Raw genomic sequence first — 21,265 nt, forward strand, 5'->3', positions numbered from 1 at the left:
GGTCAGGAACCCTTCTTCTCGAGCGCGGTGACGCGCTTCTCCAGAGCGGTGAGCCGCTCCTCGGTGGTGGGCTTCGGGGCCGGGGCCGGGGGCTTGGGTGCGGGCGGCTTCGCGCCAGGCGACCAGCTGGCGGGGTGGGTGAGGCGCTCGGCGACGCGAGTGCGGATGGTGCTGTGCCCGGGGTAGCCCGGGCCGCGCGGGTCGACCTTGCCGGGCTGCCACTCCTCGTGAGCGATGACGGAGATGGTGCCCTTGCCGTCCTTGTTCCAGCCGTGTTCCCGGAGCACCGCAGCGGAGGCGCGCACGATCGCTTCGACCTGGGCGGCGGGCCAGGGGTCCTTGCCGTCGCCGAGGTTCTCGCACTCGTAGCCGTAGAAGTGCCGGTTCCCGTCGGTGTTCGACTCGTTGTCCGCGGGGAGGACCTTCTCCGCGATGACTGCGCGCAGGACGTCGTCGTCGCCCAGGCCGGCGTGGTTGGTCCGGCCGTAGCCGATGAGGTGGACGGTGCCGTCCTTGGTGATGACGCCGTGGCACAGCGGGCCGGGCAGACCCGAGTAGCCCTTGCGGCAAATGTCGACCGTGCGGGCGGATCCCTGGGTCACGGTGTGGTGGATCATCACCCCATGCACCGGACCGAACGGGCCCTTGCTGTTGCGGTTGTGGTCGCGCCAGTCGCCGACCTCGACAACCTGCACGCCCTCCGCTTTCAGCGCGGCGATGAACCGGGCAGCGGTCAGCGGTGTGGCCATGAGGCCTCCAGACATGAGAGAAGCCCCGGGCCGGTGGCGCGGGGCGTGCGGTGAAGTGGGGCGTCAGGTCGTGCTGATCGAGGTGATCCAGATCAGCCCGGTCGCCGACGCGGCGTAGTTCCTGCCGACGTACACGTACCAGGGCACGCGGAACGCGCTGTCCGTGACGGTGGTGGTCAGGCCGGCGATCTCCGGCACGGACAGCGTGATCTGCGTCGCCGTCAGCACGATCCGCAGGGTGTAGACGGTGTTCGCGACCAGCGCCGTGCCCGCGGTCGTGTTCGCCAGGTTGGTCGACGTGCCGGCCGTCTTGCTGTCCTTCCAGATCCTCAAGGACCGGTCATTGCTGATCTGGAAGGTGTAGCCGTCGTGCTTGATGTCGGAGCCGGACAGTATGGTCGCCGCGTCGTCGGCGCCGATGTGCACGGAGAACAGGGACCAGCCGGTGCTGCCCGCGGTCGGGAACGAGAACTTCACGTTGATCGTCGTCGCCGCCGGGGCCGGGGACACCTCGCCGGCGAGCAGCACGACCGCATCCTCGGGCGTGTTGGAGGCGGGCGGCGGCAGCGGGATCCGACCGGAGGCGTCCAGCACCGGGCGGGCGGCAGCCGAAGGCACGTAGCCGTACCCCCACTGGCCGGTCGAGAAAGTGCTTGTGGTGCGGCGGGGTATGCGGCCGGAGACGTAGCCGGGGTAGTCGGTGATGATGCCGCGGCAGCCCAGCGCCAGGGCCCGGTCGTGTTCGGTGCGGCGCACGAGGGTGTGCGCCCACACCCCGAGCGGATAGCCCTGCGCGACCGCGGAGGCGATCTGCGCGTCGGTGCCCGCAATGTCGATGTCCAGCAGATCGGCGCCGGTCGCCTTGACGGTGGCCGGGTTGTCGGTGGCCATCTGTGCCGTCGACCGCCACAGGTGCGCCAGACACCCGGTCGCCTTGATGGTCGGCACGATCGCCGTGTTGTTCGTGTTGATGAGCACCGACCGTTCCAGGCGGCGGGCGAGGATCATCGCGGCGATCTTCTCCACCCCGGCCGCGTTCTTCGCCTCGATGGTCATCACCCGACGGCCGCCGAGTTCGTCGAGGACCTGCTCGACGGTGTGCAGCGGCAGGTCCGGTGCCTGCGCGGCGAACCAGGTCGACGGGTCCGAGCGGATCAGGCTCCACTGCGCCGCGTTGAACAGCGACACGTTTCCGGCGGCCTTGGTGGTGCGGTCCACGGTCGAGTCGTGCATCAGCACGGGCGTGCCGTCGCCGATCACCTGGCTGTCGATGTCGAGGACGTCCACCCACGGCATCGCCCCGCGCAGCGCCGCGAGGGTGTTCTCGGGGGCTTCGCCGGCGCCGCCGCGGTGTGCGTCGTAGACGATCGGCGGCAGGGTGTCGATGGTGGCGACGGGAGGCAGCCGGGAGGTGACCGCGGCGATGGCGTCACTGGCGTCGACCCGTGCCGTCCCGGCCTGCTCGAGCGCGGCCTCCGCCGTGGTGGTGGCGGACGCTGCGGACGCCTGCGCGTTGTTCGCTGCGGTGAGCGCCTCGCCCGCCTGCTCCGCCGCTTCGGTGGCGGTGGCGGCCGCCCCGGTGGCGGCCTGCAGGGCCTCGGTGGCGACCTCGCGCCCGGACTCGTACCAGGCGACGGTGCGGCCGCCGGTGGCGAGGTACTCGTAGCGGATCTGCGGCCACTCGCACATGAACGTGCGGATGGCGCCCGGTGCAGCCGAGTCGGCCGGGTTGGACCGCAGCTGGCCGATTGGGGTGGCGCCGTCCGCCTCGTACAGCTGGGTGACCAGGGCGCCGCTGACGGCCTCCCGTACCTGCACGGGGTAGTTGGGGACGACGTCGCCGGTGACGGTGGTGAGCACGGCTGACGGGTTGCCGCCGAAGGTGTACAGGGGCATGACGGCCTTTCAGTCGAGCCAGTAGAAGCCGGAGATGTCGGCCCAGAACACGCCCGCGGTGCCGCCGTCCTGCATGCCGTCCTGGCTGTGCCAGACGAGGGAGCCTCTGTTCCCGTTGATGTTGCCGTCCTGGTCGGGGGAGAAGACTTCGACCCGGCCCACGCCGGTCATCGCGTCGCCGGTGAGGCTGCCGCCGCCCGCCCACATGGCGAGCTGCTTGGGGATGGCCGCGGCGGGCACGCTGCCGAGCCGGACGCCGGCGGCGGGCAGCAGGGTCCCGTCGGCGCGGGCGATACGGCCCCGGGTCCACACCCGGCCCTGCCAGATGCGGAGCTGGGGGACGGTCTCCCCGGCGACGTAGCCGGAGGCGAGGGTGACGGGCTGCCAGGCGGGCAGCGGCTCCCAGAGTGTGATCCACGTGTTCATCGTGGCGCTGGTCTTGATCCAGCTGGTGCCGTTCGGGGTCACGGCGACGGTCCGCGCCGGGGCGCCCGCCAGCCTCGTGTTGCGGTCGGCCTCGTTGGTGACGTGCTGCCACAGCCGCGGGTCGATCGCGACGGCGAGCTCGGCGAGGTGTCCGGGCGTGGTGGGGCTGTCGCCGCCGCCCGGGACGGGCAGGGCGGCGTATCCGATGGTCGCCACAGGTGCTCCTACGAGAAGGTGATGGTGATCTTGCCGCCGGTCACGGACATGTAGTCGTTGCTACCGGTCGCGTAGATGGCCAGGCCCCGCGCGGATCCGGAGGCCAGCGCGGCCGCCCAGGACCGCGGCAGGGTCGCGGTGCCCTTCGCGCCGACGGACAGGCGCAGCAGGGCCTCGGGCCCGTCGCCGAGGTTGAGCTGACCGGACGGGGGCGAGGCGTGGTTGTGCAGGTACAGGTGGACGGGCCGTTTGGCGTTGACGCCGGACCCGGTCTTGCGGGTGAACGCGACCTTCATGGACGCCACGGTCTTGCCCGCGCAGGCGGCGCTGATCCGGCTGCCGTAGAACCATGCCCCCCTGCGGTTGCCGCGGCCGGTCCAGTCGCCCTGCGTCGGCGAGGACGCGTAGTCGTCGGGGCGGCCGCTGCGCCAGGTGCCCGAGGCGGTGGGGGAGATGGTGGCCGGGCGGGGGGAGGGCACCGCCGGCGTCTCGGGTGACGGATCGGCGACGGACCCGACCTGAAAGTAGACCTCCAGGCGGCCGTCGACCTTACGGACGTGCACCGCGGAGGCGGCCTGCCAGCCCGCTCCTGCCGGGGCGCCGGTGCCGTAGGTCGCCGCCCGCACCACCTGCACGTCGCGGGCGGCTTGGACGGCGAGCCGCTCCACGTCGACCTGCTCGGTCTCCGCCGGGTCGTCCCCGAGGCGCCACAGGACGACGGGGACGGCGCCTCGGCGCACGGCCACGATGTCCCCGGCCTTGCGGTTGCGGTAGGCGTCCGTACACGCCACCTCGTACAGTTCGGCGCCCTGCATGACCAGGTTGACGCGGCCTTCCTCGGTGACGTCGATGACCTCCGCACTGACGGTCTGCAGGCCCCCGGCGGCCGCGCCCAGAGAGTCGAGGTCCTTGCCCAGCTGGTCACGGATGCTCACGTCACACCCTCCTGGTGCTGGTGCGGGTCTGGCAGGCCATCGACACGCCGCCCAGCGTGTACGGGTTGGAGTCGATCAGGTGCCGCTCCCACACCCCGGCGGCGACTTCGGCCAGGACCACGTCGCCCGGCTCCAACGCGGGATTGCACACCGCGGTGAAGGACAGGGAGGCCTGCACTCCGAGGGAGTCGGCCAGTTGCGCGGCCGCCACGTCGCGCGCCTGGTCCAGGCCGGTGATCAGCGGGGAGGTGTAGCGGCCGGTGCGCACCCGCACGCCGGGCAGTCCGAGCCGCTGCGGTGCCAGCGGATCGGCGACCGGGTCCGGTCCGGCGTAGGTGATCGACTCGGGGTCGTCGTCCCAGCGGAACACCGGCCCGAGGACCTGGTCGCCGCTGCCGGCGTCGCCGGTGACCGCCCACAAATTCCGCAGCCCCTCGGCCGTCTCCTCCTCGGACGGCTCGGCGGTGAACAGCTCTCGAGGGATCTCCCACACCACCGGGTCGGCCAGCGTGGGCACCGGCGCGAACACCGGGATGCCGCGGGCATCGCAGTACACCTCCGCCCCGAGCGAGGCGGCGATGCCGGTGGCCGTACCGGAGGTGTCGGTGCCGCCGGAGACGGCCGCCCACCGGTCCTCGTCGACCACGAACGCCGGCATCACCGTGCCCGCCTTCACCCCGTCACGCCAGGCGATCGGGGAGCCGGGCAGCGCCTCGCCGAGCAGCTGCTCGGCGCACGCCTGGGCGGTGTCCGGGCCGACGGTGCGGGCGATGGGCAGGCCCGCCCCGCGCACGATGTCCTCGCGGCCCAGCAGGTCCAGGGACACCCCGAGGCGGGTCCGCTTCAGCCGGTCGACGGCGTAGCGGCCGGCGGGGATCCACTCCACGTCCCGGCGGGGCACCCTGATGCCCTGGAAGAGGCGGATCTCGGTGGACACGCTGTTGATGCCGTGCCTGCCGCGGGGGGCGTCCAGCAGCTCCACGGATGCCGCGTAGCGGACTTCGGCGGTGCGGTCCGGGGTGACCTGCCCGGACCCGAAGGCGACCGGCTGCCACGTCTGCCCGCCGTCGTTGGACCACTCCGCGAGCACCGGGCGGGCGGTGGCCTGCCCGAGCGCGGCCAGCGCGGCCGGGCTGATGGGCAGCATCAGGTCACCACGCCGTTCGTCGCCAGCGCCACATAGCTGGAGTAGGAGGCCGTGACGGCGTCGTAGGTGGCGAACGCCGCGGCCATGGCGTCGTAGGACCAGCCCGGGGCCCGCATCGGCTGCCCGGCCGTCGCGGGCCGCTCGATGGGCACGATGTCGAACGTGACCGTGTAGCCCCCGGTGCTGCCCAGCTTGCCGGTGGCCTTCTCTCCCACCTCCCCGGGCACGAAGTAGCGGTCCGGGATCCGGTAGCCGGGCCGCACCTGCGCCAGCAGCACCCCGGAGCGGATCAGCCGGCGGAATTGGGCGATGTCCGCGGCGAGGACGTCCACCGAGACCTGCTCGGACGGCGCGGCCGCGGTGTCGTAGGCGATGGCCGCATACGGGCTGCCGGTGCGGTCCGCAGCCTCCTGCCGGGCGGCGCTGCTGGTGCCCTGGGCGGGCCCGTACATCACCCGCATGGACAGGCCCGGCTCCTCGAGGGACTTCAGCCACAGGTCCTTCGTCTGCGCCGGCGCCGGGGCGGGCACCACCAGCCCGAGCGACGACGTCGGCCCCCAACTGCCGTCCGCGTACTGCGGGCGGGCGGTGTAGGCGACCGCGCCCCCCAGCGGCGGCTCGTGGTCGTAGGCCTGCCCGACGCCGTCCAGCGCCCACGCCAGATCTGCCGAGCGGACCGGGACCGGCGTGCTGCCGCCCGGATCCTGCCGGGTGATGAGGGTCTTCACCACCTGGCCGGCGTTCGGCAGCGGCACCGGCCCGCCCGGATAGTTGACGCCCAGGTAGACGCCCGCCCACTGGTCATCGACGACCGCGGTCAGCCAGCCGTCCGGACTGGTGATCGTGGTGGGCGGGGTGATCTGCGGCGCCGACGGATCCACGATCATCGGCATGGCTGCCCCCTCACTTCTTCGATCCGGCTCGCTTGGCGCGGCGCACGTCGGTCAGACCCGCGTCGACCCGGTCGGACACGTAGGCCCGCAGGACGGTGCCGTCCTCCACCACCAGGTAGAGCGGCCCTGACGGCAGGCCACCGGACGCACCACCGGAGGACGCCCCGGAGGTGACCGGGACAACCCCGGCGGGCACCGCCGATGCGCCCAGCCGTGCGGCGGCCGACTCGATGGACGGCCCGGCGGCGACCATCCCGGCGACCAGCCCGGCCCCCAGGTCCTTGCCCGCCTCCGCACCCTTACGGGACGGGCTGCGGGCGTCGATACCCTTCTTCGAGCGGATCGCCTTGACCGCGGCGGCGCCCAGCTTGGCCATGGCCGCCTTGACTTCCTTCTCCTGCGCGATGAGACCGGCCAGGAAGCCCTTGGCGGCGTCCTTCCCGGCATCGTGCATAGAGTCGGCGATGCTGCGGCCGTAGGACGTGGCGACCCTGGTCCCGGACACGTACACCGAGTCGAGCTGCTTGATCTGCGCCTTGCTGGCCCGGCTGAGCATGTCGATCAGGGGGCCCCCGGGGCCCTGCTCCACCAGCTGGCCGATCAGGTTCTGACTCAGCCCCTTCTTGGCCAGACCTGAGATCTGGGCCTGGAAGGCCTTCAGGTCCGCCTGCCGGGTCTTCATGGAAGCCAGCAGGCCGTTGAAGTCGGTGATCTCGCCCACCTGCGACATCCCCAGGTAGTCGGCGGCCGACTTGCGCTGATCGTCGGCGGTCTGCCGGGCGGCGGCGATCCGCTTGCCCAGGCCGTCGCGCAGCGTCGCCATGGTCTGCAGCCGCTTGGACGCGATGGTCACCGAGGCGATGAAGCCCTTGCTGCCGATCCCGGCCGCCTTCATGTCCTTCGTCAGTTCCTTGGACGCCTTGGCGATGGCGGCCGCAGACCCGGTGAGGGACTTAGTGAAAGCGGTCAGGTCGCCGGGGATTTCCTTGCGCGCCTTGGCCCTGGTGGCCGCGGTGCCCTTGGCGAACCCTCGCGCACCGATGCCCTCCCACATCCTCAGCGAGTCGCGGTGGTTGTAGACCTCGGCGCTTCCGCTGCCGAACTTGACCAGCTCGGGGCCCTGCTCGCCCACCCATGCGACCTCACCCGGCCTCGGTTTGCCGCCGTCGGCGTAGCCCTTGGCCGCGAAGCCGTACCGGTGCGTGAACATCGAGTCGCGGTAGGAGCGGGCCCGGGCGCCGACCACCACACCGTCGCCGCCCCTGCTCTCGACGTTGACGCCGTTGATGGTGCCGGCGGTGTGCCCGACGCCCGCGTTGGTGATGCCGATCTGGTACGGGGAGCGCTTGTTCAGCACCCAGCCGCCGGGCGCGGTCGCCCCAGAGAACGCCCCGGTTGCCCACCGGCGGTGCGGGGACTGGCCCCGGATGACGGACTCGATGGCACTGACGAAGCCGCTGCAGTCCCAGCTGGGGTTGCCGTTGCCGCCCCACTGGTACCGCTTGCCCGCCTGGGTGCGCGCCCAGGCAAGGGCGCCCTTGAAGCCCTTCCCGCCGATGCCGGCCTTCTCCATCTCCTTGTCGGCGTCGCCCGAGTAGCTGACGATGCTGCTGATCATCTTCTTCGGGATGCCGGTCACCATGTCCCGGTACACCGACGCCGAACCGGAGATCTTGTTGATCAGGGGCTTCACCACCGAGTTCAGACCGGCCACAGCGGAGGACTTGATGCCGTCCTTCAGCCAGTCGAACCCACTCTTCGCCAGGTCGACGCCCTTGGACGCGGCGTTCTTCACCCAGCCGAAGATGCCGCCCTTGGCGAACCCCTCGCCCTGGAACGGGCGCAGGCTCTGGCCGCGCATGGCGGCCTGGTTGACCGCGAGCAGGCGGGCCCGCTCATACGGGTCGCGCATCGCCTCGGACACGGCCACACCCTCGCCGCGCCGCATCGGCACGAGCTGGTCGTCGCCGTCGCGGTACGAGGACATCCCGGGCAGCACACCGCCGCGGGCGAAGCCGGTGATCGGGTCGAGGGTGGGGGCGCCGAACTTCCCGGCAACCGCGTTCCAGACCTTCACGACTCCGTTGTTGTAGACGGTGTCGATCACGAACTTCACCGGCGCCTTGGCGATGCCCTTGACCTTGTCCCAGGCCGCTTTGATGCCGCCGCGGGCGACGTCGAAGGCGCCGGCCACGGACTTGGTCGCCGTCTTCAGCCGGTCGAAGACGGGCTTGATGCCGGAGTTGTAGACGGTCGAGATGACCGACTTGATGGAGTTGAACGCGGGCTTCACGCCGTTGTTGTAGAGCCACTTGAAGACCGCTCCGACCGCCCGGATCCCGGTCATCAGGTAGCCGAAGTACAGCTTCACGCCCGTCCACCACAACTTCGCCCCGGCGACGATCCACCCGAAGACCGGCTTGACCCCGTTGGTCCAGAGCCATTTGAAGACGGCTCCGATGGCGCGCACGCCGGTCATCAGGGCGCTGAAGTACAGCTTCACGCCCGTCCACCACAACTTCGCCCCGGCGACGATCCACCCGAACACGGGCTTGATCGCGGCCGACCACAGCCACTTGAAGATCGCGCCCATCACCTTGACGTACAGGTAGACCGGCGTGAACACGATCGTGATCAGGACCGTGGCCAGGATCTTCGCGGCCGTGGCGATCGCCGAGAAGACCGGCGACAGGACACCCCACAGCCAGGACGCCCACTGGCCCAGCGTGCGCACGCCGGTCATGAAGCCGTCGACCATGGGCTTGATGCCGTTGGTCCACAGCCACATGGCGCCGGCCTTGATGGCCTCCCAGACGCCCAGCACGATGTTGCGGAACGTCTCGCTGCGCTTCCAGGCGACGACCAGGGCGACACCCAGGGCGACCAGCGCGATGGCGATCAACGTGAAGGGGTTCAGTGCCATGACCGCGTTCAGCATGGCCTGCGCGGCGGCGAACCCGGAGGTGACCGCGGTACCGACCAGGATCGCCGCCCGGTAGACGCTGAAGACGGCCGTCACGAAGCCGGTAGCGATGGCCTGCGCGTTCAGCGCCAGGGTGACGCCACCGATCAGGACAGCGAGCGGGGCCAGCCAGATGCCCCACTCCTTGAACCAGCGGATCGTGCCACCCACCATCTCACCGAGCGTCCTGATCACCGGCACGACGTAGGTGTCGACGAACCCGGCGAAGTCCTTCACCTTCGGCAGGACGTCGGAGTGCAGGAAGCGGCCGAAGTCCATCAGCTTCGGCAGGACGTGCGTGCCCAGGGCGTCCCCGATCACCATGAGGCCCTTGCGCTTGAACGTCTCGAACTGCGTGCCGACGTCGCTGCGCAGACTGTCGCCGGCCTTCTTCGCCGCTCCCGAGAAGTTGCCGATCTTCTTGGACGCGGTATCGACATTCAGGGAGAAGAGCGACGACCCGAGGTCCTCGCCCGGCCCGCCGAACAGGTCCTGGACCGCGCGGGCCTTGGTCGTCTCGTCGGGCACCATCCGCAGCGCGTCGAGGATCTGGTCGAGCGCCTTGCGGGCGCCGGGCCCGCCGTCGGCGATCGCCTTCATCACGCCGCTGCCACCCAGGCCGATGGACGACAGAGCGTCCTTCACCGCCTGGTCGCCGCCGGTGATGCGCAGGTACAACTCCTTGAAGGAGTCGCCGATCTTGTCGGTGTCCCAGGCGCCCGCGTCGAGGCCCTGTGACATCAGCCCGAGCGCGTCCTTGGTGTCCAGGCCGAAGTTCTTCATGAACGGGCTGTACTCGTTGAACGTCTCGGCCAGGTCCTCGGCCTTCACCCCGAGGTTCTGGAAGCCGTAGGTCATCGCGTCGACGGCCTCGGTGCCGCTCTTGGCGAAGCCGGAGTTCACCATGGACGCGGCCGCCTTGGTGGCCATGGTGATGTCCTGGTCGAACAGCTTCGCCAGGTCGGTGACCGAGGTGGCGATCTTCCCGATCTCCTTGGTCGACGCAGAGGAGTCGACCAGGCCGGTGCCCAGGACCAGCTTGACGGCCTCGGCGCCCTCTTCAATGGTCTCCGTGACTGAGCTGGACCAGAGCTTGCCCGCGACCTCGCCGGCCTTCTTGGCGTCCTGGGCGGAGATGTCCAGCTGGCCCTTGATGGTGGCGGCGGCCTTGCCCTTGGCCAGGGACGTCTCCAGCCCCTTGACCATCAGCGCCCCGGCCGCCACGCCCACGGCCACGGCTCCGGCCGCCACCGCCGCCTTCATCCCGCTCATCATCGACTCGCCGCCCTGCTCACCGGCGCGGGCGGCGGACTGGCGGACGGGCTCTTCCAGGTCCCGGCGCAGGTCGCGCCGGAACTGGGACATCGACGGCAGGACGTCCAGCCACACGGATGCAGCGCGGGGCATGGTCGATCACCCCTTCTCTGCGTACTGCGGTGTCGCCAGGGCGACGATCCGCATGTATCCGGTACGGGCCTCTGCGGCTTCGCGCTGCTTGGCCTTGGCCTGCTGTTTCTCGCTGGGCTGGTTGGGCCGCCACACCGGATCCGGGTACGGCCGCGGGGCCGCCTTCTCATCCCGGTTGGCGTTGCCGAAGTCGGTACGGAACCGGGCTTGCAGGTCCAGCAGTTCGGCCAGCATGAATTCCAGGTGCTGCCAGTGGTGGCCGACCGTCCGGCGGGACATCGCACCGTCCGGCGGCAGCCCTTCCACCAGGACCCGCAGGTGCCGCAGCGTGATGCGGTCCTGGAAGAACGCCCGCAGCGGGCCGCCCTCGCCGTACTGCGGGTACTGGTGGCACAGGTCAGCCTCGACGGCCTCGGGATGGGGTCCGAGGACGTCTAGGACCGTGTAGGGCGGCCCTTCTTCAGGGCTCCCTTCATGTCCTCCATTGCGGCCATGCGGATGAAGTTGACGTCAGCGGCTACGCCGCCGGCCTCGACGTACTTGGCGTACTGCTCCTCGCCCAGCATCGCCTCAGCGATCTCCTCGTCCGACTCCGCGTCGTCGACCGCCTTGGTCCACGCCGACGGGGCGAACATCGGGTGCGGCATGGTGAACGTCGCGCCACCCGGGCCCTCGAACTCGATCTCCTCGCCGCCGACCGCCTCGGCGTACTGGGCGCGGACCGTGGACAGGACGTAGCGCTTCTTGTTCGGCTTGCTCATGGTCGTCTCTCGCTTCTGGGTGGCCGCTGGGTGAGCGGGTGAAGGCACAGCGGCGGCAGGGCTCACCCGGGGCCGCCGCCGCTGTGCCGGTTTGCGGGGAGCCGTCACGGCGTCTCGGGCTCCGCCAGGTCGCGCCAGCCCGGACCGTCGATCCAGGCGACGGAGTCCGTGCCTGCGGCGTCGTCGACATACGCCTGGTACGTCACCCCGCGGGCGATCTCCGCCGTGCGCGTCCACTGCTCGTCCTCGCGTCCCGTGCGCAGCGCGCTGGGGAAGTGGCGGACGATGTAGATCGCCTTACCGGTTTCCTTGTTGAGGTCCTCGGCGATGAACACCAGGCGCCGGTACAGGGTGGGCGGCGTCTTCGGCCGCGACCAGGTCCAGGTCGCGGTGCCGAGGTCGGGCAGGGCGCCGGCGCCGGCCAGCGGCAGGTTCTCGTAGAGACTGACCGCGGCCGCGTTGGTCTCCTGCGGCACCCACTGCGCGGTCTGGATGTCGGTCTCCACATCCGAGCGGGTCGGAGAGGAGGACTGCCCCGACTCCACGTCACTGTTGGACAGGTCGCCGGAGAAGGTCACGCCGTCGGTGGTGGTGTAGCCGACCGGCACGTAGCCGGCGGGCAGGGTCTGCAGGATGCCGCCCTCGTCGAACGGCGCGGCCACCGCGGCCGCGGTCGTGTCGGCCGCGAAGATGGCGTAGCGGAGTGCCTTGCGGATCAGCGACTGGCGCAGTTCCGCGATGGTGGAAAAGTCAGCGGCCGGCATCGCGGCCCCCTTCCAAGACGAAGCCCCCACCGGAGGCGGGGGCGGATGTTGGTTGCGCGTCAGGCGGGCGCCTGGGCGCGGCTGGTGAGCCGGTAGGTGGCGACCGCCCGGCGCAGGGCCGGGTTGCCGTAGGAGACCGGAGCGGGCCGCACGTCGGTGGACACCGAGTCGATGACCAGGCCCCCACTGGAGTGGCCGGCCAGCGCCAGCATGCTGGTGTGCGCCGTGCGGGCGAGATCCCACATGGCGGTGCGGTCCTTGCCGAAAGCGTCCACGTCGATCAGGGTCACGCCCGTGGTGCCGTCCTCGCCGCCCCCCGGGGTCACCTGCACCTGGACCAGGGGCAGCTTCTTTTCCAGGTCGGCGGGCAGTTCGTTGACGACCCGCACGCCCGCGTGCCGGGAGCGCAGCCACAGGGCGACCGCCTGCTCTACGTCGCCCCAGTCGTGCTCGGGCCAGCTCATGACCGGTTCGCCCGGTCGTGGAAGATGGTCTCGGGCTGCACGGCGGCCGCGCGACCCAGCACGCGGCGCCGGTCGGTGTTGCTGCTACCCCACTCATGGTCGGCGGCGTCCTGCCGGTCGGCGATCACCTTCGCGGTCGGCCGGCCCGAGGGGCGGATCTCCTCCGAGACACGGATCTCGGAGGCGAACCCGTCGTCGATCTCCGAGGACGCGATGGAGCGGGCCCGTGCGGCGATCTCCTCCGCCTTCGCCTTCAGCGCCGCCCGCACCTTGGGATGCCGCATGATCTCGGTCAGGCCGCGCTCATCGAACCGGATCCGGGGGGCTCTGCTCATCCCGTGAACTCCTTCAGCACAGCCGAGGTGTGGGTGAGGAACGGCGTCACGGCCCGGGACAGGCCCGGCTTGCCGTCGACCTCGTACTTCTCGCCGTCCACCTCGATCAGGTCGGTGGCCTTCAGCCCCATGCGTTGGGGGCCGAAGAACTGCCAGCGGGACACGATGTGGTCACTCTCGCTGGTGAGGTACTCGGCGGAGTCCAGCGGCTGCACCGAACAACCGTGGACCTCCACCGGGTCCCCCTCGATCCAGGCGTCGTTACCGCGGTCGTCCTCGCCGTAGTGGCGCGGGATGTGCACCACCATCTGGTCCAGCAGCAGGGAGTCACCGAACACCGGTCACCCCCGAGACGCGGCCCATCGGCCCGAAGCGGGCCCCGGGCCGGTAGCGCTGGAGCTTGTCCCTCTCGATCTGCGAGAGGGACACCGTGAACGATTCGGTGGCGAACGTCAGGGACCGCTGGCCCGTCGACTCCTGCCGCAGGTAGCGCGGGTTGACGATGGAGCGGGCCACCGCGTCCAGGACGATGCCCTTCACCGGGGCGGGCACGGTCTGATAGCCGTGCTGCCAGGTGACCCGGGCGCGGCGCGGGTAGCCCCGCAGTACGTGCCGGGACAGGGTCACCGTGCCGTCGTCCACCTCCCACTGGGAGGGCGTCAGAGCCTCGCCCGCCACGGTCACGGACTCCACGGCGAGCACCGGCCCGGCCGGCGTGATGACGCCGTCCTCGATGGGCAGGGACGCCGTGGAGACGCGCATGGTGAACGGGCAGCGGGCTTCGTCCCGCACCAGCCCCGACGCCACGTCCAGGGCCAGGGTCGCGGCCCCCTGGGGAGCGGCGCCGGGGTCGACCTGCAACCACGTCTCCAGCTCTGTGACGGTGGCGAGGGGCGGGAGCGGGGCCACGGCTCACCCCTCCTTGACGGAGGATTCGCCCGTCTCGATGTTCCGCTCCACGGTCACCTCGGTCCCGTCCGGGCGGGCCGCGGTGTACGTCTCGGTGCGGTCCTTGCCCGTCCGCTTGGCCGTCGCCTTCTTCGGCAGGGGCACCACGGCGTTCACGGTGCCGTGCCCGGCCTTGGCGGCCGCCGCCTTGTCCGGGGTGGCGGAGCTGGCCCGCTCGTCCGGGTCGGTGGTGTCGGCCGGCCCGTCCCCGGGTGCGGTGGTCGACGGCTTGTCGAGGTGGTCGTCCAGACGGGTTTCGTCCGGCGTGCTGCTCTTGCTGGTGGCCATGGGCCGTCTCCTCTCTAGGTCAGGCGTTCAGGACGCCGCGGATACGGGCACCGGCCTTGCCGCCGAACACGCCCAGCCCGCAGTAGAACTCGATGCGGGTGCGGTAGGCGGGCTTCTCCTGGAGCTCGCCCAGGTCGTACACCTGGACACCCCCGTTGGTCAGCCCGGTGACGGCCTGGTCGCCCTCGTCCTGCCCGTACTTGACGACGTAGATGGACGACGCCGTACCGGAGGCCGTCCCCTGGGTCTCGGTCTGCGGGAGGATCGCCGTGCCGGCCGCGGTCGCGCCCGGGTCCAGCAGCGGGATGCCGTTGTAGGTGGCGACCATCTTCTGGGTGAGGGCCTCGCGGACCATCTCCACGCCACCCAGGCGCCGCGCGGACGACTTGATGCGCGCGATGGCCGCACTGTTGGCGTAGATGGCTCCGTTGGAGCCGTTGACCCCGGGCACCTGCGCGATGGCCGCGTCCAGGACGTCGAAGAAGTCGTGGCCGCCGGCGACCGGGCCCAGGCCGTTGGTCGCCGCGTCGAGGACCTGCGCCCCGGTGAGCCGCTTCTTCAGGCCGTCGAAGCTCTTGGCGTCCACGGCCACGTCGCCGTTGAAGAACGTGTCCTGGAACTTGTACGCGGCCGCCTTGACCTTCATCCGGGTCTGGGTCGCGCGCTGGTCGTTGAGGTTGCCGCGGGTGCGGACGATGAACCGGTCCACGTCGGCGTCGCCACCGAGGATCACCAGGGACTCGGACTTCTGGTTGAACGTACCGGTGGACTCGGTGTAGGCCTCGTTAACCGAACGGAACGCCACGCCCGGGAGGGTGGCCTCCTCGTTGTAGGCGTAGGCGTTGCCCTCGATCTGCATCAGCGGGATGCGGTCCAGGATGGACGACTCCTGCACGAACGTCTCGATGACGCCGCGCTGGAGCTGGGTCTGAGACAGCTTCGCCGCCTCGACAAGGGTTACGGCCACGGCGGGCCCCTTTCAGGTGAGGCCCGCTGCGCGGGCCGGGTTACTTGGTCTTGGTCTCGGTGGCGTAGGCGTGCCGCAGACGGCCCAGGCCGGGCTCCACGTCCGCGGACGGGCCCGGGTGGTGGCCGCCGCCGACGTCGCCCCATTGGGGGCCCGCCTGGCCGGCGAGGTAGGGGCGTTCCTTGAGGACCTGGTCGATGGCCTCGGAGATGGCGGCCTTGTCGGGCCTGCCGTCCTTGGCCAGAGCGGCGATCTTCTCGGTGCCGACGAACAGCACCGCGTCCTCGGGCTTGGCCAGACGGCCGGTGGCCGCCGCCTCGAGCTGGGCTTCCACCAGTCCCGCGGCGAACTCGGAACGGATCTCCGCCTTGATGGCCTCCATGTCGGTGCCCTTGCTGGCCGCGTTCGAGCGGCGCAGTCGGGACACCTCCGCCTCGAGGTCGGTCAGCTTGCGCTCGGCTTCCTTGCGGGCGGTGCGCTCCTCGGCCAGCGCCTTCTTCCCGGCCTCTCCGAGGGCTTCGTCGCCCTCGGCCGGCTTCGGGTCGTCGGGCTTGGCCTCGCCCGCAGGATCGCCCTGCGGTTTGCCGCCGTCGCCCTTGGGGTCGTCCGGTCCGTTGCCTGCTCCCTCGGCCCCCGTGCCGCCGCCTGCGTCGCCGCCGTCGGCGTACAGGACGAACGGGTCGGTGCCGTAGGGGTGCGTCCACCCGGCGCCCATTGCGGCGGCCAGGAAACGCGTGCGGGTGTTGTGGGGCATCGCGCCCTCTCCTTCGCTGGGTGCGGCATCGCGCCGCGGTGATGTGCCGCCCGCCCGGCGTCGCGCCGTGCGGGCCCTCCCGGAGAATCGATCCAGGAGAAGTCAGTAGATGTAGCCGTGCTTCTTCAGCAGCCGCAGCTGGTGTTCTCGGTCGTCGGCCAGCCGGAGAATCTCCTCCGGCATCAGCCGCGGCGACTTCGAGCGGCGGTAGCGCTGGCCGGGCAGCTTGTCCGCACCCAGGTCCGTGGCCAGCCGCTTGCCGGCGATACCGCGCACCGTGGAGCCCTCGGTGGTCGCCTGCACCTTCCGGCCGAAGACGGTCATCGTCTGCATGCCGCGGCGCGCGTTGACGACCTGCGCCAGGTCCGCGCCCTTGGCCAGGGCGTCGACCGCGGCCGCACCCAGCCGCTTGCGCTGCTCCTCGGGCGTCATCTGCGCCACCAGCTTCTCCGGGCTGGGCACCTCGCCCCACCGCTCGATGTCGATCGGGTCCATGCCGCAGTCGCATTTCGGGTGCCGCTTGAAGCCCGTGCTGTAGGAGTACTGGCGGCCGGCGAGGATGAGGCACCGCCCGCACGCGGGCAGCTTCACCACCCGCACATAGGCGATGCACCGGCGGTGCGTCACCATCGACACCTGGGTGGCCGCGCGCGAGGTGTCGGCGATCTGCGTAGACACCATCCGCGCCATCTGGTTCATCCCCGCCAGCAGCGCGGTCCGCGGATCCGCCCCGCCCGCCAGCGTCGTGAACGTGGTGATGGCCGGCTGGAACAGCAGCGTGGTCAGCGGACGGCCGTCGGACGCGATACCGGCGAACGCCTCGGGCGCCACCTCGGCGGCCAGCCGCGCCGCCGCGGCCCGCTCCGCCATGGCCTGCGCCACGAACGCCTGCGCACCCTGCGCCGCGGTGAGCTGCCCGGCCACCACCGCGTCGAGGATCGCCGCGCCCTGGTCGCCCTGGAGCGAGGCGAGGATGTGCGCCGGGTCCAGCCCGGACCAGATGGCGGAGACCCGGGCGACGACGGCCTGGGCGAGGGTCTGCACCTGCGTGTAGCGGGCGTCCGCAGCGTCACTCATGCCGCCTCGCTGTCGTCCTCGAGGTCGTCGCCAGCATCCTTGGGGCCGAACTCGTTGAACGCGGCCGCGGCGGCCTGCGCGGCGGCCTGCGCCTGCGCGTCCCGCATCCGGATCCAGGCCTCCACCTGCTCCGGCTCCACGTCCGGGATCATCCGCCACAGCGCCTCATCGGGTACGCCGATCGCCTTGTACTTCGTCAGGGCGTCCGCGTACTGCGCCTCGGAGCGGTACTGGGCATCGCGCCAGATCACCTTGCCCATGGCCAGGGACTGCGCGCGGGCGCTGTCCCCGGAGGCGAGGGCCTCGAGCCGCACGAGCTCGCGGATGTCGGCGCCGAAGTAGGTCTGTTTGTCCTTGGCCTTGGCGACCAGACCGGACTCCGCCGCGGTCAGCGCGTCGGCGGCGATGTTGGACATCTCGCCCAGCAGGTAGTGCGGCGGGGTCCTGGTCTGCGCGGCGATGTGCCGCACGGCCGCCTCGATCACCACCAGGTAGTTCCGCAGGTCGGCGGCGGTGAACTGGGCGATGTTGGCGCCCTGCTTGGACAGCCACAGCAGCCGGTCCCGGCTGAACTTGGTCAGCGGGATCTCTTCCTCGTCGACGATGTTGCCCTCGTCGTCGCGGATGTCGCGCATGGGCTTGTCCATGCCGAGGACCACCCGCTGGGGCAGGGCCATGTAGTCGGCGCCGGTCAGCAGGTGCGCCCACAGGGTGTTCACCGTGCGCTGGAGCGAGGCCACCTGTTTGATGTCCGACTCCGGCTCGCCACCGAGGCGGGCCCGGTTGGCGATCTCCACCAGCGGGACGGCGCCGGCCTCGCCCATCGGGTTGGGGAAGTCGACCCGTTCCGAGGACCGCAGGCCGATCGTGCGCGGCTCCCACGTGCCGCCGGTCCTGCGCTGCCGCCGGTAGATCATCGGCGGCAGCCCGTCGCGGCCGCGGACGAACAGGGTGGCGAAGTCGTGGGAGCCGTCGGACCAGGTGCGCATGCCCGCACGGCGGACACGGCGGGTGCCCGGGGCGTAGTCGACGATCGCCTCACCGGTCGGGATGAACGTGATGTCGGAGGCCTCGCCGGTGGGGTTCCACACCAGGGCGTGCGAGCGGGAGACGACCAGGGAGTCCAGCAGCGCCAGGCCGATCTCCACGTCCGCCTCGTTGCGCCGCCACGCCTCCATCGCCTGCGTGTCCATCTGGCCGTCGGCGCCCTGGAATGCGGTCACCCTCAGCCGCTCCCGGCAGGAGTCCGGCACCGTGCGGCACCAGTTGTCGGAGAAGTCCTCGAACAGGCCGCCGGTCAGCTCCTCGAACTCCGGGGAGGCGAACAGCAGCGCTTCCTCCCCGTTGTACAGGTCGTTCCACTTGTTCTCTTCACCCTTGCGGGCGTCCATGCGCTGGGTCAGCTTGTCCAGCATCTCCTCGGGGGAGTCGCTGTCCGCCAGCGCGGGCCCGTCGTTGCGGAGCTTCGCCATGCCGTCCCCCTCTCACGCCGTAGCGGCTTCGTCTCTCGTCTGCTTGCGCCGCAGGTAGCCGTCCACGGCGTTCACCAGGGCGGCCATCCCGTCGATGCGGGCGGTGGCCTTGCCGCGCTTGGGCTTGACCAGGCGGATGTTGTCGTTGCCGTCGCGGATCACCTCGGCGCACTGGGCGTTCCAGCGCAGCACCTTGTGCCCGTCGTGCCGCAGCGCGTGCGTGCGCAACAGCCGCTCGGTCTCCTTCACGGCCGGCGACTGGCCCAGGTAGGTCTGGTTGATCGGGACGACCTCGCCGATGCGCGGGTTGTTCTCGATGCGCTGGAGCGAGCCGCCGGCGAACATCCGGTCGTATCCGATCCGCTTGATCCGGTACGTGCGGGAGTCCTTCAGGATCTGGTCCTCCACGGCCGCGTAGTCGATGGCGTCGCCCTCGGTCAGGTGCAGCAGGCCCGCATCTGCCCAGTCGCGCAGCGGCACCTGAAGCTCGTGGGACAGCTCCTCCACCCGCTCCTCGGGCACCCAGAAGTGCGGGACCATCTCCAGCTCGATACCGGGCTGCCGGGACTTGACGATCAGCATCCACGCCGTCAGGTCGGACACCGCCGACAGGTCCAGCCCGCCCCACGCGTCCTGGAACTTCAGCCGCCGCTCCGAGGACACCTCGCCCTCGTTGGCATCCCACAGCGGCATCGGCATCCACCGCGACTTCGTGTTCATCCGCCGGTTCAGGTACAGCCGGCAGAAGCCGGGGAACGCCGACGGTGTCGTCTGCGCCTTCCGGGCCGCGTCCTGGATCGACTTCAGCGTGGGCGCCCCGTAGCGCAGGCCCGGATTCGCCTTGTGCCACGTGGCCTCGGAGAACGGGTCGTCCTCCTCGCCCGCCCGCCAGATGACGCCGTAGTGCGCCGGGTCCTCCACGACGTTCTCCGCGACACGCACCGTGTACGTGTGCTTCTCGTCGTAGATCGTGAACTCGGTGCCCTCGTCGGCGGTCGTGATGAACAGGATCAGCGGCTGCTCCCGCGCGCCCGTGCCCGTCTCGATCGCCTCGATCAGGTCCCGGGACTTGTGCACGTGGACCTCGTCGATGACGCCCCCGGACACGTTCAAGCCGTGCGCCGCCTCGGCCACCCGGGACAGGGCCCGCAGGATGCCGCCGTTGCGCCGGCCGACCAACACCGCGGCCTTCGGCTCGATGGCCCGCTTCCCGCCCCGCGACGACATCGCCATCTGCTTCGCGTCGCTGAAGATGCGCGACGCCTGCTCCCGGTCGACGCCCGCCGTGTACACCTCGGGGCCGATCTCCCGGTCCGCGGCCAGCAGCGTCAACGCGACACCCGAGGACAGGGTGGACTTGCCGTTCTTGCGGGGGACCTCCACCCACGCCGCCCGGATCACCCGGACCGCACGCTGAAGTTCCTCGTTGTAGTGCAGCCAGCCGAAGACGGGGGCGATGACCCACACCAGTTGCCAGGGCATCAGCTTCAGCGGCGTGCCGCCCCACCGGCCCTTGGTGTGCTTGAACGACTCGATGGCGTCCTTCGCCCGCCGCGCCGCCTCCACCGAGAAGAACGCGCCCGGCTGCCGGTCCGCGTGGAAGGCGACCACGTCCGGCTTGGACTCCAGCGCGACGGCGATGTCCTCATCGCTCAGGCCCAGCTCGTACAGCGCGGCCCGCGGCACCGGCAGGCCGTCGGCCAGGTCCTCGAGGGACAGCCGTTCAGTCGAAGACACCGTCATCGTCGTCTCCGCCCTCCGGCGGCGTGAGCCGGGTAGCCGCCGCCGGCGACAGGCCCAGCTCGCCGACCAGGGACCGGAAGTGGGCACGGTACTGGTGGGCGATCGTGGTCCACGGGTTCTTCACGTTGCCCCGCTCGGTCCCCACGACCAGGCCCTCTACCGACAGGTGGCGCTCCGCCTGGACCAGCCGCGCCCAGGTGATGCAGTACTCCAGCGCGGTGTCCCGCTGCGTGTCCGTCAGGCCGGCCGCCACCACCAGCATCGGCACCACCCGCGCCCACGCCGCCGCCGCGTGCTCACGGACCCGGTCGCTCTCCTCGCCCTCCCCGGGCAGGTGCTCCGACCAGTCCGGCTCCACCGGGTCCGACGGGGCGAACCGCACCCCGGGCGACTGCCGGTCCTCCCGGTACGTTCCCTCGCGCACGGCCTGAAGGTGCGGCTTGGGCTTCGCTCCACGCACGGCCACGCCCTCACCTCACCTTCCGTGACGAGATGGCCCGTTTGGTCACCCACAGGAACGGCCCAATCGGCCATCGCAAGAGCCGCCCTCCCCGGCGGGTGGCCGTGGGGTGGGGGAGGGGAGTCACCCCCCAGGGGCGGCGCGAGGGGTAGGCCAGTGAGCTCGGGCCATGTCGTTGGACAGCTCGTAGGCAGTGCCCTTGCGCGGTCCTTCGGAGTCGTCGTGGGGGCCGTAGAGGACGTCTGCGATGGCCCTGGAGAGCGTGGCGGTGGCCTCGGAGTGTTCCGCGAGGGCCTGGGCGAGCTTCGCGCGGGCTTCGGCGACGGCTGCATCGGTCTGTGTGGCTCCGAGGTGAGCGGTCTGGAGCCGTTCGAGCTGTTCGGGGGTGGGCTGGTGGGTGGTCATCGGGCGTTCCAGCCTCCGGGTTGGTGCCGTGCCGTCTCGGATGAGTGGCATCGCGTGCACAAGGGCCGCAGATGTCTGTCAGCGTCCGGATCGGGATCGCCTTGGGCTATCAGGTCCTTGCGGCTCACTGGGTAGTGATCAGGCACCTTGGAGGGCTGACCGCAGAGCACGCACCATGGATGGTGATAGAGGTAGT

The 21,265-nt window shown here is 70.9% G+C and carries 22 protein-coding genes; all 22 read right to left on the reverse strand.

Features of this window, described 5'->3' with window-relative positions:
• Positions 1-2 precede the first annotated feature (2 nt).
• The 22 genes from V4Y04_RS10955 to V4Y04_RS11060 all read right to left on the reverse strand — a co-directional run bounded on the left by V4Y04_RS10955 (position 3) and on the right by V4Y04_RS11060 (position 21,069).
• Positions 3-749, reverse strand: a complete 747-nt coding sequence (locus tag V4Y04_RS10955; protein ID WP_332427363.1) for an N-acetylmuramoyl-L-alanine amidase — start codon at positions 747-749, stop codon at positions 3-5.
• A gap of 63 nt (positions 750-812) precedes the next feature.
• Positions 813-2,645: a glycerophosphodiester phosphodiesterase gene (locus V4Y04_RS10960; protein ID WP_332427366.1), complete on the reverse strand. Its 1,833-nt coding sequence runs from the start codon at positions 2,643-2,645 to the stop codon at positions 813-815.
• Positions 2,646-2,654: 9 nt separating this feature from the next.
• Entirely contained in the window at positions 2,655-3,287 is a 633-nt protein-coding gene (locus tag V4Y04_RS10965; protein WP_332427368.1) for a hypothetical protein, read from the reverse strand.
• Between the two features lie 8 nt (positions 3,288-3,295).
• Positions 3,296-4,222, reverse strand: a complete 927-nt coding sequence (locus V4Y04_RS10970; protein WP_332427369.1) for a hypothetical protein — start codon at positions 4,220-4,222, stop codon at positions 3,296-3,298.
• A 1-nt stretch (position 4,223) separates the two neighbouring features.
• Positions 4,224-5,369: a phage tail protein gene (locus V4Y04_RS10975; protein WP_332427370.1), complete on the reverse strand. Its 1,146-nt coding sequence runs from the start codon at positions 5,367-5,369 to the stop codon at positions 4,224-4,226.
• Positions 5,369-6,262 carry a hypothetical protein gene (locus V4Y04_RS10980; protein ID WP_332427372.1) on the reverse strand — a complete coding sequence of 298 codons (894 nt, stop codon included), beginning with the start codon at positions 6,260-6,262 and terminating at the stop codon, positions 5,369-5,371. Before V4Y04_RS10980 ends, V4Y04_RS10975 begins: the two co-directional genes overlap by 1 nt.
• 10 nt (positions 6,263-6,272) lie before the next feature.
• Positions 6,273-10,631: a phage tail tape measure protein gene (locus V4Y04_RS10985; RefSeq protein WP_332427373.1), complete on the reverse strand. Its 4,359-nt coding sequence runs from the start codon at positions 10,629-10,631 to the stop codon at positions 6,273-6,275.
• Positions 10,632-10,637: 6 nt separating this feature from the next.
• Positions 10,638-10,910, reverse strand: a complete 273-nt coding sequence (locus V4Y04_RS10990) for a hypothetical protein (RefSeq protein WP_332427375.1) — start codon at positions 10,908-10,910, stop codon at positions 10,638-10,640.
• Between the two features lie 155 nt (positions 10,911-11,065).
• The gene (locus V4Y04_RS10995) at positions 11,066-11,392 is read right to left on the reverse strand and encodes a hypothetical protein (protein ID WP_332427377.1); all 327 of its coding nucleotides are present in this window, start codon (positions 11,390-11,392) and stop codon (positions 11,066-11,068) included.
• Positions 11,393-11,496: 104 nt separating this feature from the next.
• A complete protein-coding gene (locus V4Y04_RS11000) occupies positions 11,497-12,156 on the reverse strand; it encodes a phage tail tube protein (protein ID WP_332427379.1) in 660 nt (219 codons plus the stop codon).
• Positions 12,157-12,215: 59 nt separating this feature from the next.
• A complete protein-coding gene (locus V4Y04_RS11005) occupies positions 12,216-12,620 on the reverse strand; it encodes a hypothetical protein (protein WP_332427380.1) in 405 nt (134 codons plus the stop codon).
• Complete coding sequence (locus V4Y04_RS11010; protein WP_332427381.1) at positions 12,617-12,955, reverse strand: hypothetical protein; 339 nt, start codon at positions 12,953-12,955, stop codon at positions 12,617-12,619. The genes V4Y04_RS11005 and V4Y04_RS11010 overlap by 4 nt, the downstream gene beginning before the upstream one ends.
• Entirely contained in the window at positions 12,952-13,293 is a 342-nt protein-coding gene (locus V4Y04_RS11015; protein WP_332427383.1) for a hypothetical protein, read from the reverse strand. Before V4Y04_RS11015 ends, V4Y04_RS11010 begins: the two co-directional genes overlap by 4 nt.
• Positions 13,283-13,864 (reverse strand): hypothetical protein, encoded by a 582-nt coding sequence (locus tag V4Y04_RS11020; protein ID WP_332427385.1) that lies wholly within the window; start codon positions 13,862-13,864, stop codon positions 13,283-13,285. Before V4Y04_RS11020 ends, V4Y04_RS11015 begins: the two co-directional genes overlap by 11 nt.
• 3 nt (positions 13,865-13,867) lie before the next feature.
• Positions 13,868-14,191: a hypothetical protein gene (locus V4Y04_RS11025; protein ID WP_332427386.1), complete on the reverse strand. Its 324-nt coding sequence runs from the start codon at positions 14,189-14,191 to the stop codon at positions 13,868-13,870.
• 19 nt (positions 14,192-14,210) lie between these two features.
• Positions 14,211-15,158, reverse strand: a complete 948-nt coding sequence (locus V4Y04_RS11030; protein ID WP_332427387.1) for a major capsid protein — start codon at positions 15,156-15,158, stop codon at positions 14,211-14,213.
• 40 nt (positions 15,159-15,198) lie between these two features.
• A complete protein-coding gene (locus V4Y04_RS11035) occupies positions 15,199-15,912 on the reverse strand; it encodes a hypothetical protein (RefSeq protein ID WP_332427388.1) in 714 nt (237 codons plus the stop codon).
• 102 nt (positions 15,913-16,014) lie between these two features.
• The gene (locus tag V4Y04_RS11040; RefSeq protein WP_332427389.1) at positions 16,015-16,989 is read right to left on the reverse strand and encodes a VG15 protein; all 975 of its coding nucleotides are present in this window, start codon (positions 16,987-16,989) and stop codon (positions 16,015-16,017) included.
• Positions 16,986-18,461: a phage portal protein gene (locus V4Y04_RS11045; RefSeq protein ID WP_332427390.1), complete on the reverse strand. Its 1,476-nt coding sequence runs from the start codon at positions 18,459-18,461 to the stop codon at positions 16,986-16,988. The genes V4Y04_RS11040 and V4Y04_RS11045 overlap by 4 nt, the downstream gene beginning before the upstream one ends.
• 12 nt (positions 18,462-18,473) lie before the next feature.
• Positions 18,474-20,204 carry a terminase large subunit gene (locus tag V4Y04_RS11050; RefSeq protein ID WP_443079988.1) on the reverse strand — a complete coding sequence of 577 codons (1,731 nt, stop codon included), beginning with the start codon at positions 20,202-20,204 and terminating at the stop codon, positions 18,474-18,476.
• Entirely contained in the window at positions 20,185-20,670 is a 486-nt protein-coding gene (locus V4Y04_RS11055) for a phage terminase small subunit P27 family (protein WP_332427392.1), read from the reverse strand. Before V4Y04_RS11055 ends, V4Y04_RS11050 begins: the two co-directional genes overlap by 20 nt.
• Positions 20,671-20,787: 117 nt before the next feature.
• A complete protein-coding gene (locus tag V4Y04_RS11060) occupies positions 20,788-21,069 on the reverse strand; it encodes a hypothetical protein (RefSeq protein WP_332427393.1) in 282 nt (93 codons plus the stop codon).
• Positions 21,070-21,265 lie beyond the last annotated feature (196 nt).

Origin of the sequence: Streptomyces sp. P9-A2, assembly GCF_036634175.1 — a bacterium.
In the GTDB taxonomy this organism is placed as follows: Bacteria; Actinomycetota; Actinomycetes; order Streptomycetales; family Streptomycetaceae; genus Streptomyces; species Streptomyces pratens.

Bases quoted from the DNA above. Each gene is read 5' to 3' on its own strand.
- V4Y04_RS10955 (WP_332427363.1), bottom strand. From the start codon at position 749: ATGGCCACACCGCTGACCGCTGCCCGGTTCATCGCCGCGCTGAAAGCG.
- V4Y04_RS10960 (WP_332427366.1), bottom strand. From the start codon at position 2,645: ATGCCCCTGTACACCTTCGGCGGCAACCCGTCAGCCGTGCTCACCACC.
- V4Y04_RS10975 (WP_332427370.1), bottom strand. From the start codon at position 5,369: ATGCTGCCCATCAGCCCGGCCGCGCTGGCCGCGCTCGGGCAGGCCACC.
- V4Y04_RS10980 (WP_332427372.1), bottom strand. From the start codon at position 6,262: ATGCCGATGATCGTGGATCCGTCGGCGCCGCAGATCACCCCGCCCACC.
- V4Y04_RS10985 (WP_332427373.1), bottom strand. From the start codon at position 10,631: ATGCCCCGCGCTGCATCCGTGTGGCTGGACGTCCTGCCGTCGATGTCC.
- V4Y04_RS10990 (WP_332427375.1), bottom strand. From the start codon at position 10,910: ATGTCCCGCCGGACGGTCGGCCACCACTGGCAGCACCTGGAATTCATG.
- V4Y04_RS10995 (WP_332427377.1), bottom strand. From the start codon at position 11,392: ATGAGCAAGCCGAACAAGAAGCGCTACGTCCTGTCCACGGTCCGCGCC.
- V4Y04_RS11000 (WP_332427379.1), bottom strand. From the start codon at position 12,156: ATGCCGGCCGCTGACTTTTCCACCATCGCGGAACTGCGCCAGTCGCTG.
- V4Y04_RS11005 (WP_332427380.1), bottom strand. From the start codon at position 12,620: ATGAGCTGGCCCGAGCACGACTGGGGCGACGTAGAGCAGGCGGTCGCC.
- V4Y04_RS11010 (WP_332427381.1), bottom strand. From the start codon at position 12,955: ATGAGCAGAGCCCCCCGGATCCGGTTCGATGAGCGCGGCCTGACCGAG.
- V4Y04_RS11025 (WP_332427386.1), bottom strand. From the start codon at position 14,191: ATGGCCACCAGCAAGAGCAGCACGCCGGACGAAACCCGTCTGGACGAC.
- V4Y04_RS11035 (WP_332427388.1), bottom strand. From the start codon at position 15,912: ATGCCCCACAACACCCGCACGCGTTTCCTGGCCGCCGCAATGGGCGCC.
- V4Y04_RS11040 (WP_332427389.1), bottom strand. From the start codon at position 16,989: ATGAGTGACGCTGCGGACGCCCGCTACACGCAGGTGCAGACCCTCGCC.
- V4Y04_RS11045 (WP_332427390.1), bottom strand. From the start codon at position 18,461: ATGGCGAAGCTCCGCAACGACGGGCCCGCGCTGGCGGACAGCGACTCC.
- V4Y04_RS11050 (WP_443079988.1), bottom strand. From the start codon at position 20,204: ATGACGGTGTCTTCGACTGAACGGCTGTCCCTCGAGGACCTGGCCGAC.
- V4Y04_RS11060 (WP_332427393.1), bottom strand. From the start codon at position 21,069: ATGACCACCCACCAGCCCACCCCCGAACAGCTCGAACGGCTCCAGACC.